The following is a 15,067-nucleotide window of genomic DNA, read 5'->3' on the forward strand; positions in this document are numbered from 1 at the left end:
GAATATAGCTCGATATGTTGATCTATATTTGTTCACATAAAAGTTAACATATTTCAAGCCAAGCCTTACAGATTTCGCTGCACATTTTTGAATGCTTATGCTAAGTTAAAAATAACTAAGAAATTTTTATCATAAATAGAAGAGAGGCTAAACATGAAACGTGTCATCGCCTGCATCGACTCATCACCATGTATAAACGCGCTGGCAGACGCGGCGGCATGGATTGCCAAACAGACTGGCCGTGAATTGGTCCTGTTACAGGTTTTGGATTATTACCCGGCCAGTTATCATCTGGGGGAAATCAGTGGAGTGATCGGCTTTGAAAGTAATGCCATGTTACTCAAAGAACTGGCCGAGCTTGAACAAAAACAAAGTGAAATTGCGCTGGATTATAGCAATAACCTGCTGCAACACATTTCCGAGCGGATTCTGGCAGAACACGGTATTCAAACCACACATATTCAGGAAAAGGGTGATTTTCTGGAGCAAAGCTTCCAGATCCTGCAGCCTGATGATATCGCGGTGATTGGATTGCTTGGTGAACGCTCGGCTGAAAAAAACAAACCGATCGGTACCAATGTGGAAAATTTTATTCGTGGGGCCAATTGTACCGTGATGACTGTCGGAGAACAGTTTAAGCCGCCGACACGATTTATTTTCGCCTATGAATATTCACCGACCTGTATCAAGATGATGAAGCGGATTGCGGAAAGTGATCTGCTGCGCTTATTGCAATGTCATCTATTATATATTGGTGATCATGCTGAAATTCTAAATGAGCCTTTGCAATATTTAAATCAGGCTGGTTTAGATGTGGTGCCACAATACCGCTATGGCGATGTCGCAGAAAATATTTTGACCTATCAGCAGGAACTGGGAATTCAGCTGATCGTGTTGGGTGCATTTAGTCACAGTAAAATTCACCAATTTTTCCTTGGTAGTATTGCCACCACTATTTTCCGTAATTCTAAAGTGCCTTTACTGGTTGCGAAGTGAGGATTACATAAAATAACTAAGTGCGAAGTCTAATCGTAAATTGTTACAGCTTGATTTAAAAATAACCAGAGTTATCCTCATATATTGTGGATAACTCTGTGGTTAATATTTATAAGTTAATGTTATTTATAATAAATATGTAATTGGGTGATTTTTGTTCTTATTGTTTTATTTCACAATCGCGAGTGCAAAACCATCATGTCCTTTGCTGCCAACCGTTTGTAAAGCAGTGCATGACAAGATACGTGGATGATTTTGAAGCGCTTTAAACATGTCACGAATGCCTTCAATACTTGGTTTATTATTGTCCGGATTAATGATTTCACCCGCACGAATCACATTGTCCAGAAAAATAAGTGTACCTGAGTGCGACAAGTTTAAACTGAGTTCCAGATATTCTGGATAACTCTGTTTGTCTGCATCAATAAAGATGAAATCAAAAGCTTTAGTATCTTCAGGCAGGGCTTTAAGCACATCTGCTGCACGGCCGCATTTCAGTTCAACGGTCTGTTTAAGCTGCGCGCGATCAATATTTTCCTGACCCATTGCCGCATGGGTATCACGTCCTTCAATCGTCAGGATATAGCCATCATCCGGCAAGGCACGTGCCAGCCACATGGTGCTATATGCTGCAAATGTGCCGAGTTCCAGTACACGTTTACACTGGTTCATCTGGATTAGCATCTGCAACAACATGCCTTGATTTGGTGCTACAGCCAGATGATCAGGAAAACCGTGCGCTGCGGTATTCTCAAGAGTTTGATTCAGAATGGGGTCTTCAGGAATTAAATGTGAATCAATGTAGTGATCAATGTCTGTCCACATTTGTTGCATAGTCTTAGCACCTCGATTGCGATGCGTGCATTTTAAACTTTTCGCGGCAGAGCGCAATTTATTGTTCTATAGGTGATGATTTTTTAGGCTCTACAATGTCCTGAATGAACTTTGTAGAGTGGTTGTCATGACTTAGTAATTACACATCGAGGAATTACGGCCTAAACTCGGTCCCCAGGTGCGATAACCTTGGGTATCGATGTGGATTTGACCTGAAGCATACATGCCAAGTCCCATATTCAGACTTTGACCATGCTGTACCCAGAACTGACACAATTTGAACTTGGTATTTTCAATATAGCTATAATCTTGTGCCTGCGGATATTCAGGCCCAATCCGGAAATCGATGGCAGAGTTGTACAGATGGCGTGAAGAGTTGGCACCACCGGCACACTGGTTTAAAGGCAGGTCACGATAGACTGACGTGACTTCAAAATCAGTCAGTACATTGGCTGCAACCAGATATTTAAAGACTTTTAAAGTTGGGATCTGATTGGCCCATAATTCACGGCTTGGAATCATGTATTGGGAACGGCCACACTTGGCCCAATCACGTGCAGTACGCATCAATTCGAAACTCGGAATGATATTGCCAACCCCATGACGTTCCAGAAAAACCTCATATTCACGCACGCGTGACAAATTATCCAGTGCCGATACCCAGTGGGTATACACATAAGGCACAGTTTTTGGGTGGGCTTTACGATCGTATTGAACACGTTCTTGTGGAATGTAAATCCGTTTTCCAGCAGGTGTGGTGGCCTGTCCAGGTTGTTTTGTGGTCGTGGTACAGCCCACAAAAACAAGAGGAATTATACAAAGACTCAATAATCCCTTTAACAAGTTCTTCATTTATAGAAATCAGATATTTACAAAATAGCGCTATTTTAGACTAAATATAGGGAGAAATTTGGAGAATATTGCAATGAAATGTGTGCGTTGAGTATAAAAAAGATCAGCATTTGCTGATCTTTTAAAGTTTAAACTAATTACTTTTCAAGGTATTGTAATTTGTCTGCTTTGCCATTCCATTCTTCACGGTCTGCTGGCTGGTCACCAATTTGTGTGATATTTGGCCATTTTTGTGACAGGTCAGCATTCAGTTCAATAAAGACTTCCTGACCTTCTGGTAATTCGTCTTCAGAGAAAATTGCATTTGCCGGGCATTCAGGTTCGCATAACGCACAGTCGATACATTCGTCCGGGTTAATCACAAGGAAGTTAGGACCTTCATAGAAACAGTCTACAGGGCAAACTTCAACACAGTCTTGATATTTACATTTAATACAATTTTCAGTGACAACGAAGGTCATGGCGACAGCTACCTAAAAAATATGGTTCTAATTACGAATGCTGTATTTTAGGCAAAAACAGGGGGAACTAACAATTCCTTTTATTGATATTTGTTATATATAGGGCTGTTAGATTTGAAAAAAGGTCGCATACCGATGAATTACAGCATTCATCGGTATGTTCAGGACATCGACCCTATGCCAGATGAGGTCTAGGACCGAGAATTAACTTGGCTGTTTGATCAGGTCTTTGAGCGCATATAACTGCTGCAAGGCTTCACGCGGAGTTAAACTATCTACATCAATATCTTCGAGTAAGTCCAGTGCAGGCGATTCTTTTTCAATTTCGATGATACGTTCTATAGGCTCCATAACTTCAGGCATTGCAAACAGATCATGCTGCGGGCTCAGTGGCTTGGCCTGATGCTGTTTTTCCAGAATCTTTAAGCGGTTTTGCGCTTCTTTAATCACCGCAGCCGGAATGCCTGCCAATTTCGCGACTTGCAAGCCATGACTTTGACTGGCCGGGCCATGTTGCACCTTATGCAATAAAATCAGATTACCATTCAGCTCTTTGGCCGTGACATGGTAGTTATTAATGCCACTTTCCTTATCCAGTTCAGTCAGTTCGAAATAATGGGTAGCAAATAGACATAAACATTGAATGCGTTTGGTCAGATCCAGCACACAGGCCCAAGCCAAAGACAAGCCATCATAGGTACTGGTTCCACGGCCAACTTCATCCATGAGTACCAAAGACTGGCTGGTGGCATGATGCAGGATTTGCGAGGTTTCGGTCATTTCCACCATAAAGGTTGATTTGCCGGTCGATAAATCATCGGCAGAACCAATACGGGTAAAGACACGGTCAACCGGACCTAAGGTTGCAGCTTGTGCCGGAACATAGGCACCACAATAAGCCAGTAATACAATCAATGCAGTCTGGCGCATAAAGGTCGATTTACCGCCCATATTCGGACCGGTAATAATCGCCATCCGATGGGAAAAATCCAGTCGCGTATCGTTCGGCGTAAAGGCGGTTTTACTCAGGGCTTCTACCACCGGATGTCGACCGGCAGTAATACTGACGCCGACTTCCGGGCTGAATTTTGGACGCGACCAGTTGCGTAAACGCGCCTGATGGGCAAAATTAGCAATCAGATCAATCTGGGCAATGGCGCTGCTCATCATCTGTAAACTGCCGATATCCTGACGCAGTTCATCCAGCAGCATTTCAAACAGCATTTTTTCACGGGCCAAGGCACGCGATTCGCTTGATAAGACTTTGTCTTCAAATGCTTTCAGTTCAGGTGTGATGTAGCGTTCGGCATTTTTCAGGGTTTGCCTACGAATATAGTGCTCGGGTGCCTGTTCAGCCTGTGCGCGGGTCAGTTCAATATAATAGCCACTGACGCGGTTGTAGCCAATTTTCAGTCCCGGAATGCCGCTTTGTTCACGCTCTTTAATTTCCAGATCAATCAGGAACTGGCTGGCATGATCACGAATCTGACGTAGTTCATCGAGTTCACTGTCAAAACCTTCTGCAATGACATTACCATCACGAAGCAGGACGGGTGGATTTTCCACAATGGCGGACATCAGACGTTGATATAGATCATGGAAGTCGCCGAGTTCTTCATTGAGTTGTACTAAAAGTTTGGACTGTTGCTGACTGACAATCGGTTGCAGGGCATGGCGTAAAAATGGAATTTGCGCGCAGGCCTGTCGCAATTGCACCAGATCACGTGGACGGGCACTGCCAAGCGCAATACGGCTCAGCACGCGTTCAATATCGCTAATTTCTTTTAGTACCAAACGTACAGGTACTTCGTGGAAACCTTGCAGCAGGGCTTGAATGGCATCCAGGCGCCCATCCAGCAAGGCTGTATCGCGTAAAGGTTGCATCAGGGTGCGACTGAGCAAGCGCCCCCCCATGGCAGTCTGGCAATCATTGATCAGCTGAAATAAGGATGTTCCATGTTCAAATAAAGGCTCAATCAGTTCAAGATTACGGCGTGTCACCGGATCCAAAGCAATAAAATCTGAACTCTGTTCTAGCTGAATCGTGCGGATATGCGGTAACGCAGTTTTCTGGGTTTCTTTGGCGTAGTGAATCAGTGCCGCTGCGGCTGCTTTAGCCAAAGGTAAATGATCAATTCCGAAACCTGAAAGCGTGCTGACGGCAAACTGGTCACATAAGGTTTTTTGTGCATTATTCAGGTTGAAATCAACATTTGGACGTTTGGTGACCGAGATATCCAGTTGCTGTTTGAGTTGTTCGGTCAATGTCGGATCAGCGATATTTTCATCCAGCAGAATTTCGCTTGGCATCAAACGTGCCAGTTCAATCATGAGCTGGTTAAGATCATAATCCTGCTGCTGTACTTTAAATAAGCCAGCGCTGAGATCGAGAAGTGCAATGCCAATCTGACTCTGCTGAATACATAAAGCCACCAGATTCGAGCTTTGATGTGCACCCAGCATGGCATCATCGGTCAGGGTGCCCGGCGTAATAATCCGAACTACACCACGCTCAACCGGTCCTTTCCCAGTAACCTCGCCGATCTGCTCGCAGATCACCACGGTTTCGCCTTTTTTGACCAGACGTGCCAGATAGCCCTCGGCTGCATGATAAGGCACGCCCGCCATAGGAATCGGCTGACCATTGACTTTACCACGATGGGTCAGGGTAATGCCTAAAATCTTGGCTGCCTTGTGTGCATCTTCAAAGAACAGTTCATAAAAATCACCCATACGATAAAACATCAAAGAATGCGGATGCTGCATTTTCACCGACATGTATTGCTGCATCATGGGCGTTAAGGTAGAAAGATCAGCCATAATTTCTGAACTGGTCATTAAAAATAAATCCTTTCAACAAGAGAAATGCAAATACTGCTCAATAGGCTATGCAGGAAAATTTAAAGCACATTTTCAATCAGGCCAATCCAACATGGTTGAGCACAGGAGATCGAAAATGTGAAATGAATCTGCTGATTCAATTCAGCTTTAAAGCTGTATTGCAGCAAGTCTATCAAATTTAATTTTTAGAAAGAAATGAAATTCCAGATGAATCTTTAAGTCAGCGCTCAGATCTGTCGCTATGGCTTCTTATTCAGCATTATTTGCAATTTTAAAAAATAAACCACCGGATGCGAACATGCGGTGGCAAGTCTCAATCAAGACAATAGTTTATTCCGGATCATAAAGACCAAGATCGGTCAGATGTAATCTGAGAATCCGGCGTAATTCCAGTACGGCTTCAGGCGTTTCCTGAATCGAGTGGCCACCCTTAATGACTTTGCTAGATACAGCACCATTTAGGTAAGCAGTCTCATATGAAACGATATCATCGCTCATGAGCTTGGTGTCTTGCGTATCTACGGTATTGCCGATAATCGAGTGAAATTTGATATCTTTAGAAGGCTGAATATCCTGGGTCAACGCCGTGAATTTTGAATTTTCACTCAGATCGCTTGGGCCATTTTGAATCAGGTCATGCCCCAGTTCTTTGACAAACTCGTTTAACCCGATCTGGCCTTGCAGGGTATCGGCAAAGGCACCCAAAAATGCACCCGGTATACGGATAATTTTACGGGCCAGTTTGGTATGCCAGCGGTCGGCATATTCTGTCCCACGATGTGGTGTCGCTAAGAAAATGGCCCGAGTGAAATTTGGAATAGGCCGCATTTGCAGGCGTGCTTTAAAGAGCGGGTTATCCTTAAATTGTGCAATGCGGGTATTTTGTACCAGCTTGAATGCATCTTGGGTAATATCGGCCTGACTGACCATTAAACGGGCAATCACACCTCCCATGCTATGTCCGACCAGTACCGCATCTTTTTTGGCTGGTGCATTGTTCGCGACCTGGGCAAAGCCTTGCTGAACCAGAGCATTAATTTGAAAACGGCTTTCCAGAATCGGCATATTAGTAGAATAAAATACCTGCCAGACCTGGAAATTTTCCCTTAATACCGGATCACCCATAATGTCGTTGGTCAGACGAATCCAGGCTTCAGGACTGCTGGCCAGGCCATGAATCAATACCAGCACTTTCTTGTTCGGATTATAAGGTTCCAGCATGTACAGGTGCGGCATGCTCAGACTGTCTTCGCGATTAATCAGCGTCAGATAGGCTAAACGCCCCAGATTGTTCTCGGCCAGCCATAAACCGTAAGGTGCGGAAAAGTTGGCGGCTAGCGCATATTCTTTCGAAGCTACTTTGATCTTTTCATGTTTATAAGGGTCATACAGTTTCAGGTGAAACTCCGAAGTAGATAAAATCTGTTCAGTCGAATTCGCGGATTTTGGTACAGCAGTAATGGTGGTCGCCAGATAGCGTGCTGAATGAATGTTAGGATTTTTACCATTTGGATAGTTGTGCTTGAGCGGATCGACAATATATTTTTTATCCTGCTCGGTTTGCTGTGCTTCAGGTAAAACCACTAAAAATTCTGAACCAAAACCATCACGACGAGTAATGGAACGTAGGCCGGAAAAGTTCATGTTATAGGTGGACATCAGCTGTTCAATGGTCTGGTTTTTCAGCTGCGGAAAATTTTCCAGATCAATGGTGTATACACTGTCACCGACCTGAATGCGCTGGCCGGACTGTTTGGCTTCATAACGTTCAGCATAGCGTTGAATCAGATGAGCAATCGCCAGGTTATAAAAGTCACGAATCTGGACCTGGCGGTTATCAAAAATCCGCTCTTGCGGCGCACGCTCGGTTTTAAATAGATAGGCATAGCTATAACGAATGCTTTTATCCAGCATCGTGAGCTGCTGATCCAGACATTTCTGGATATTCTGTTTGTGTTGTTGCTGTTTTTCCGGTGACCGGGTTTTGTTTAAGACACCGGTGTTGCATTCGGCAGACTTGGCATTTTGTAAGGAGTTGGCGAGATATAATTCACTTGCTGTAGAAAGCAATTGTTCATCTAAAATCTGGGGAATACTTTTCAGATCTTCCACACATTCTTCGGGCTGATCAATACAGATCTGGGCTTCACGCCCTGTCATGGACAACACATTCAGACTGGCTTCACTGAGCTTGTCGCGGGTCAAGATACTGTCACGCTCATTGTTCAGCGTGACATTAATGGCCTGTTCCTTAACACTGACCACCTGACAGCCGCTGAGTACGCTGGTGATGAGTAAAGTGCACAGCATTAATCTTTTATTTATTTTTTCGTGCATAAAACTTTTCACTGAATTCAAGTTATAAAGCGGGATAATGTTTTGTATTTTACTAATTTTTTCCCATAAAAATAGACCGCCGTAGCAGTCTATTTGTAATCAAATTGAAGCGAATCTTGATTATGGCGTTACAGGTGCTGTTGCTGGCTCTGTAGCCGGAGCAGGTGTTGAGCTTTGCAGAATTTGCCAAACATTCCAGCGGCCATTTTTTTCAATTTCCTGAATCAGGCGGTCAGCCACCTCAGCTTCTTGCGGATATTTCACCTTATAGTTCGCCAGGGTTTGAGTGGCATTTTTCTTCTGTTCCAAAGCAATATAGTTATTGGCTGCAGAAAGATAAGCCTCCTGAACGCCAGCTTTCATGGCTTTGTCCAGATAAGCGATGGCTTCTCGTTGACCACCGCCTTCAGACAGACCAAAACCAAACCAGAAGTTGACTTCAGGATCATCCGGGTTGATTTTGAGAATACGCTGGGCATAGGTCAGGGAATTGGTAGTATAGACTGAACCCAGATCCAGGTTACGTGCCATCACGCTGGCTTTAAAAGCACGCATCAATACATCAAAAGAGGCATTTGGACGGGCCGCTAAAGTATCCAGTTGTCGGGTGACTTCACGTAGTTTGGCTTCAAAGCCACGGCGTTCCTGACGATCGCTGAAACGTGGTGGATAATGACGTGCCTTACCTTCGACCATTTGCAGGAAATCGTCAATTTCGGTGATATCGATTTCATTTGAATTGGCAAGTGCTGCATAACGCATTGCACGGGTATTGCTATCTACCACTGGAATAATCAGTTTATTCACATCCAGGGTCAATTGCTTGGATGGATCATTAGGATCCGTCACCACCATCTTGGTTACAGGCTGGGCCGCAGCCTTTTTCAAATGCACTTCAAATTCAGGCGGTTCATTATAATTGAATGGATTTAAAGCATAAAATGGTGGGGACAGTTCAGGCTCTACAAAAACCACTTGGTCTACAGGTTTCTCAGCAGATTTCTGAGGAGTGATCGAACACGCAGTAATTGTGAATGCTAAGCAAGTAAGTGCCAAGGGCTTAAAGGTCATAATAGTCATCCATTCTGTTATTTTTAAAACATCTATTCAAAAATTGCATGATCGTCAGTCTATGAAAACTATAACCATCATGCAAGTAAACCCGTGTTACAGAGTGAAGTGTGATATTCAGGCCTTGGATTGGCTGGTTTGCGCTTCACATTCACGGCGCGCTTCTTCCAGAATCTCTAACTCTTTTTTACTCAAAGGCTGGCCATCCTGTTGCTGCTTGTTAAAGGTCGGATCTAACAAAGAAAGACGATTGCACAAGTTGTTCATGCGTTTTTCATTTTGCTGAATGCGATCCAGCAGAATCCGCATGCCTTCCAAAATCGGATCGGACTGGTCTTCAGTTGCGGCATAGGGCTGGAAACCGATACTTTCTGCATAGTCACGACGACGCGCTTCAGCATCATCTTTGGGTTTGTCTTTGGTGATAAAACGTGCCGGGTTGCCCACAGCTGTGGCGTTCTCAGGAACCGCTTTGGTGACGACCGCATTAGAACCGACTTTGGCATTTTTACCCACGGTAAATGGCCCTAGAATCTTGGCACCAGCACCGACCACCACGCCATCTTCTAGGGTCGGATGACGTTTACCTTTATTCCAGGTCGTTCCACCCAAAGTCACGCCGTGATAAAGCGTCACGTCATCGCCAATTTCAGCAGTTTCGCCAATTACGACACCCATACCGTGATCGATAAAGAAACGGCGGCCAATTTTTGCGCCGGGATGAATTTCAATGCCGGTGGCAAAGCGGCTAAACGAAGACAACGCACGCGCAGTTCCTTTACAGTCTTTGTTCCATAGCTCATGTGCCATGCGATGCATGATCAGCGCATGAATGCCAGGATAAGTGGTTAAGACTTCTAAGGTATTGCGTGCTGCAGGATCGCGCGCAAAGACAGCTTGTATATCTTCTTTGAGCTGTTTTAGCATTAGATTTGATCCTCGTCCTGTGATGATGTGTGTGAAGATTTTTTCCAGGTGCCGTTGTTCAATGCCTGAACACGGCTAAAAATACCACGAAGTAAGTGATATTCCATACGATCTAATTGTATACGTCCAAAGAGACGACGCAAGCGTAAAGGCAATAATCTTGGATTTTTTGGGTCCATAAATTCAATTTCTGCCAGCATTTTTTCCAAGTGCGGGTAGAACTGTTCCATCTGGGCATGGTTGACCAAAGGTTCATCCCATTCCATTTCAATGCCATCAATGACTTGCATGGTCGCTTTAGCATCACGTGGCTGTTCAATTTGACTCATCGTCGCCATGCGCATTTCATAGCAGATCACCTGAATCGCCTGAGCCACATTCAATACGCCATAGTCAGTATTTACAGGAATAGTCAGATGATAATTGGCCATCGCCAGTTCTTCATTGGTCAGACCACGGTCTTCACGGCCAAATAGAATCGCGACTTCCTGCTGATCTTGTACCACGGCGGTCATGGCTTTTTCAGCGGCAGGGCGCACATCTAACAGCGGCCAGGGAATGGTACGGCTGCGTGCGCTAGTACCGAATACAATCTGACAGTCTTTAATGGCATCTTCAAGTGTTTCTACAATCTCGATCTGCTCGATCAGGTCAGTTGCACCCGCGGCCAGCGCATCAATATCCGGATGTGGATAGGTTTTCGGTGCCACCAGAACCAGCTTAGACAAGCCCATGGTTTTCATGGCACGTAGGGCACTGCCGATATTGGCAGGTAAAGTGGTATTGACCATGACAATACGCACATGGGAGAGATGTGCTGAAACAGCAGCATTGTCAATTTGACTCATGAGGATTCCAATTTTAAGGTGTTTTAAAGATCAGGATTTATGAATATTGCGGCTGGGATTCAGCCTGATACAGCTCCAGTGCATCATCCATGCTCATGCCCGCAGGCGGCGGAGGAATATCCACCGGCTTGGCCTGTTCATAGCACACGGCTTTGGCAGCTTTGGACTTGACCTGATACTCAATATGCAAGGCTTCTTTACCAAAATAATCACGCAATTTGGCTAGGAGCTCATCCAGTGGGGCGACTTTCCAGTTGAGACCCAGATGCAGTTCAGTCGTGGCATACGGGTAATCCAGATATAGAATCACCGGAATATGTGCCGACATATCGACATTGCAATAAGGAGTCAGAATCTGCTGCAAGTCACGGCTCAAGCTCTTGCTGAAATGCTCGGCTGTGAGGGTAATCTTGATGCTATTGGCACGTTTCTGGCGAATTTCATTCAGGCTAAATGCTTTGGTGAGGCGTCCCATCGGACGGTCAAAGCCTTCACGCTCATAAATTTCACCTTCAATCACCACCACTTTATCGAGCTGGATAATCTCTTTAAAGCGGTTGAAGCGTTCGTGATTGGCTGAAATCTCAATCCGTGCCGTACCATCATCCAGGGTCATCATCATTCGGTTCGGAAAGTTGGCAATATCCACCACCAATCCTGCAAACACGGTGTTCACGCCACGGCGGGTCGGCGTCAGCTCATTGATCTGACTAGGCACAAAGGCTTTCAGTTCATTGCGATACACATCAATCGGGTGGCCGGTTAAATACAGGCCAAGCGTGTCTTTTTCACCTTTCAGACGAACTTCATCTGCCCATGGTTTGACTGGCTTAGATGGCTTGCGCTGAACTTCTTCCACTTCGCCAAACAGGTCCATGATGCCGGTTTCACGATTGGAACGTGCCTGTTCCGCAGCTTGAACCGCTTCAGGCAGTTGCGCCATCAGGTCGGCGCGGTCAATGCCTAAGCAATCCAATGCACCTGAACGAATCAGTGCTTCCAGAGTACGCTTATTGATTTTTTTCAGGTCAATACGATGACAGAAATCAAACAAGTCACGGAATGAACCTTCTTGCGCACGCGAGTCAATCACTGACTGCATCGCCGCTTCACCGACGCCTTTGATCGCACCCAGACCATAGACAATGGTTTGCTCATCGATAGCATGGAATTGATACAGCGACATATTCACTGACGGCGGTAAAACTTCCAGATTATTCTTGCGACAGTCATCAATCAGGAATACCACGTTGTCGGTGTTCTGCATCTCCGAGGTCAATACTGCCGACAGGAATTCAGCCGGATAATGCGCTTTCAGCCATGCAGTTTGGTAGGCAACCAAAGCATAGGCAGCCGCATGCGATTTGTTAAAACCATAGCCGGCAAACTTTTCCATATAGTCAAAGATATGGTTGGCCGTAGCTTCATCAATGTCTTTTTTCGATGCACCTTCAATAAAGATCTGGCGCTGTTTGACCATTTCTTCCGGTTTTTTCTTACCCATGGCCCGACGTAACAAGTCCGCGCCACCGAGGGTATAGCCGGCACAATACTGTGCAGCCTGCATTACCTGTTCCTGATACACCATAATCCCGTAGGTGGGTTCTAGTACGCCTTCAAGCAAGGGATGCAGATATTCAAAATCGCCACCATGCATCCGGTGAATAAAGTCAGGAATCAGATCCATCGGGCCTGGACGGTACAGCGATACGAAGGCAATAATTTCTTCAAACTTGCTTGGACGTGCCTCTTTCAGCATCTTCTTCATGCCCACGGATTCAAACTGGAATACCGCAGTGGTGTTGGCATTGGCAAAGACCAAATATGCGTCTTTATCCTCAAGCGGGATATAGGCAATATCTAAAGGCTTGTCAGATTTGATGCGTTTATTGATATTTTTAACCGCATCTTCAATCACAGTCAGGTTACGCAAACCCAAGAAGTCGAACTTCACCAGACCTGCAGATTCGACATCGTCTTTATCGAACTGTGCCACGCGTCCGGTACCATCGGCATCACACATGACAGCAGAGAAATCGGTAATTTTGGTTGGCGAGATCACCACACCACCAGCATGTTTACCAGTGTTTCGGGTAATACCTTCCAGTTTTAGTGCCATTTCCCAGATTTCGGCTGCATCGTCATGGTCTGGATTGGATGGATTGGTGACGATATCTTTAAGCTGAGGTTCAGCTTCCAGTGATTCAAGCAGGCTTAGACCTAAAGGCTTGGTCGGGATCATTTTCGAAATACGATCTGCCAAACCATAAGATTTACCCAAAACGCGAGCAACATCACGAATCGCACCTTTGGCCGCCATGGTGCCGAATGTTGCAATCTGGGAGACCGCATCACGGCCATAGGTACGTGCCACGTAGTCAATTACGCGGTCACGGCCTGCGATACAGAAATCGACGTCGAAGTCGGGCATCGAAACACGTTCCGGGTTCAGGAAACGTTCGAACAGCAGTTCATAACGCAGCGGATCAAGATCGGTAATTTTTAAGCTATAGGCCACCAATGAGCCCGCACCTGAACCACGGCCCGGACCGACCGGAACGCCGTTACTTTTCGACCACTGAATGAAGTCCATCACGATCAGGAAGTAGCCCGGGAATCCCATCGAGTTAATGATGTTAATCTCGTATTCGATACGCTCATCATAAGGCTTGCGGATTTCTGGCCAGTCTTCATCACGTTGTTCAGGCGGATACAGGAAATTCAGGCGTTCTTCCAGACCTTCTTTGGACAAGTGTGCAAAGAAGGTATCAATGGTATGACCTTCAGGAATCGGATAATCAGGCAGGAAGTATTTGCCCAGTTGCAGCGTCACATTACAGCGTTTGGCAATGTGATAGGTGTTCTCAATCGCAGATGGAATATCCGAGAACAGCGCCGTCATTTCTTCAGCAGATTTGAAATATTGTTCAGGTGAATAGGTTTTAGGGCGGCGGTTGTCACCAAGCACATAACCATCTGCAATACATACCCGTGCTTCATGCGCTTCATAATCTTCACGGGTCATGAAATGCACATCATTATGTGCGACCACACCGATATTGTATTTTTTTGCCAGCTTAACGGCTTCCAGAATAAAGTTATCTTCATCCGGACGATTGGTACGGGTCAGGGCAAGATAAACACGATTACCAAATTTTTCGACCCATTCTTCTAGCAGCGGTTCCGCTTTTTGCGGATTTGAACTCATCAGCATTTTGCCGACATCGGAATGCATGCCGAGCAGGGCAATCATGTCCTCAGGCTGATTTAAAATCCATTGTTTTTGAACGCAGGGAATACCCAGTTGCTGGCCACTGATAAAGCCTTCAGATACTAATTCAGTCAAATTACGCCAGCCGGTATTGGTCATGGCCAATAAGGTCATGCGATGTTCGGCATCATTCAGGCGAATTTCAGAACCCAGAATCGGCTTGATGCCTTTGCTCAGACATTTGCCATAGAACTTGACGGCAGCATGCAGGTTAGAAAGATCCGTGAGCGCAAGGGCAGGCATCTGTTCTTCTTCGGCAGCTTTGACCAAGTCAGGTATCCGTACGATGGATTCAGTAATCGAAAATTCTGTATGAATACCAAGATGAACAAAGTGCATAGATGAGTCCCTGCTAAAACCATTGAATAGTTTAACATGGGATTTATTGTTTCAGTTTGAAATTGAGGGGAAATGGCTAACTTTTAGGTCAAGTTGGAATTTGATTTTTTAAGCTGATTATTTAGTTAGTTGTTAGAAGATATTTTCTTTTACTTTTGACGGGACAAAAGTAACAAAACCCCTTTGTTGATCTGATGGCACTTCCATGTGCCACAAATCAACGGGCGACTTCCTGTCGCCGTGGCACGTATGAAATAGTTGCAGGACTTTACTTTGAAATAATGAGAAAG

The 15,067-nt window shown here is 45.1% G+C and carries 10 protein-coding genes; 1 reads left to right on the top strand and 9 read right to left on the bottom strand.

The window, feature by feature from the left end:
• Positions 1 to 153: 153 nt before the first annotated feature.
• Entirely contained in the window at positions 154 to 996 is an 843-nt protein-coding gene (locus G4D73_RS01080; RefSeq protein ID WP_004279943.1) for a universal stress protein, read from the top strand.
• Between the two features lie 168 nt (positions 997 to 1,164).
• Here the strand turns inward: G4D73_RS01080 and G4D73_RS01085 are convergent, their stop codons facing one another.
• The 9 genes from G4D73_RS01085 to dnaE form a co-directional block, all read right to left on the bottom strand.
• Positions 1,165 to 1,830 (bottom strand): O-methyltransferase, encoded by a 666-nt coding sequence (locus tag G4D73_RS01085; RefSeq protein WP_180087258.1) that lies wholly within the window; start codon positions 1,828 to 1,830, stop codon positions 1,165 to 1,167.
• A 132-nt stretch (positions 1,831 to 1,962) separates the two neighbouring features.
• The gene (locus tag G4D73_RS01090) at positions 1,963 to 2,682 is read right to left on the bottom strand and encodes a D-Ala-D-Ala carboxypeptidase family metallohydrolase (protein WP_004279938.1); all 720 of its coding nucleotides are present in this window, start codon (positions 2,680 to 2,682) and stop codon (positions 1,963 to 1,965) included.
• Between the two features lie 137 nt (positions 2,683 to 2,819).
• The gene (gene fdxA, locus G4D73_RS01095) at positions 2,820 to 3,143 is read right to left on the bottom strand and encodes a ferredoxin FdxA (RefSeq protein WP_004279936.1); all 324 of its coding nucleotides are present in this window, start codon (positions 3,141 to 3,143) and stop codon (positions 2,820 to 2,822) included.
• A 204-nt stretch (positions 3,144 to 3,347) separates the two neighbouring features.
• Positions 3,348 to 5,981, bottom strand: coding sequence for a DNA mismatch repair protein MutS (mutS, locus tag G4D73_RS01100; protein ID WP_213687171.1), 2,634 nt, complete (start codon positions 5,979 to 5,981; stop codon positions 3,348 to 3,350).
• A gap of 333 nt (positions 5,982 to 6,314) precedes the next feature.
• Positions 6,315 to 8,321: an esterase/lipase family protein gene (locus G4D73_RS01105; RefSeq protein ID WP_213687172.1), complete on the bottom strand. Its 2,007-nt coding sequence runs from the start codon at positions 8,319 to 8,321 to the stop codon at positions 6,315 to 6,317.
• 120 nt (positions 8,322 to 8,441) lie between these two features.
• Complete coding sequence (locus G4D73_RS01110; protein ID WP_213687173.1) at positions 8,442 to 9,392, bottom strand: ABUW_2363 family tetratricopeptide repeat lipoprotein; 951 nt, start codon at positions 9,390 to 9,392, stop codon at positions 8,442 to 8,444.
• A gap of 117 nt (positions 9,393 to 9,509) precedes the next feature.
• Entirely contained in the window at positions 9,510 to 10,343 is an 834-nt protein-coding gene (gene cysE, locus G4D73_RS01115; protein WP_228127940.1) for a serine O-acetyltransferase, read from the bottom strand.
• A complete protein-coding gene (locus tag G4D73_RS01120; protein ID WP_004279927.1) occupies positions 10,319 to 11,167 on the bottom strand; it encodes an RNA methyltransferase in 849 nt (282 codons plus the stop codon). The genes cysE and G4D73_RS01120 overlap by 25 nt, the downstream gene beginning before the upstream one ends.
• Positions 11,168 to 11,204: 37 nt before the next feature.
• On the bottom strand, positions 11,205 to 14,777 hold the full coding sequence (gene dnaE / locus G4D73_RS01125; protein WP_213687174.1) for a DNA polymerase III subunit alpha: 3,573 nt from the start codon (positions 14,775 to 14,777) through the stop codon (positions 11,205 to 11,207).
• Positions 14,778 to 15,067 lie beyond the last annotated feature (290 nt).

This window comes from Acinetobacter sp. WY4, from assembly GCF_018438165.1.
Taxonomy (GTDB): Bacteria; Pseudomonadota; Gammaproteobacteria; order Pseudomonadales; family Moraxellaceae; genus Acinetobacter.

Coding starts and splice junctions, on each gene's coding strand:
- dnaE (WP_213687174.1), bottom strand. CDS start 14,777: ATGCACTTTGTTCATCTTGGTATTCATACAGAATTTTCGATTACTGAA.
- G4D73_RS01090 (WP_004279938.1), bottom strand. CDS start 2,682: ATGAAGAACTTGTTAAAGGGATTATTGAGTCTTTGTATAATTCCTCTT.
- G4D73_RS01080 (WP_004279943.1), top strand. CDS start 154: ATGAAACGTGTCATCGCCTGCATCGACTCATCACCATGTATAAACGCG.
- G4D73_RS01085 (WP_180087258.1), bottom strand. CDS start 1,830: ATGCAACAAATGTGGACAGACATTGATCACTACATTGATTCACATTTA.
- G4D73_RS01110 (WP_213687173.1), bottom strand. CDS start 9,392: ATGACCTTTAAGCCCTTGGCACTTACTTGCTTAGCATTCACAATTACT.
- fdxA (WP_004279936.1), bottom strand. CDS start 3,143: ATGACCTTCGTTGTCACTGAAAATTGTATTAAATGTAAATATCAAGAC.
- G4D73_RS01120 (WP_004279927.1), bottom strand. CDS start 11,167: ATGAGTCAAATTGACAATGCTGCTGTTTCAGCACATCTCTCCCATGTG.
- G4D73_RS01105 (WP_213687172.1), bottom strand. CDS start 8,321: ATGCACGAAAAAATAAATAAAAGATTAATGCTGTGCACTTTACTCATC.
- mutS (WP_213687171.1), bottom strand. CDS start 5,981: ATGACCAGTTCAGAAATTATGGCTGATCTTTCTACCTTAACGCCCATG.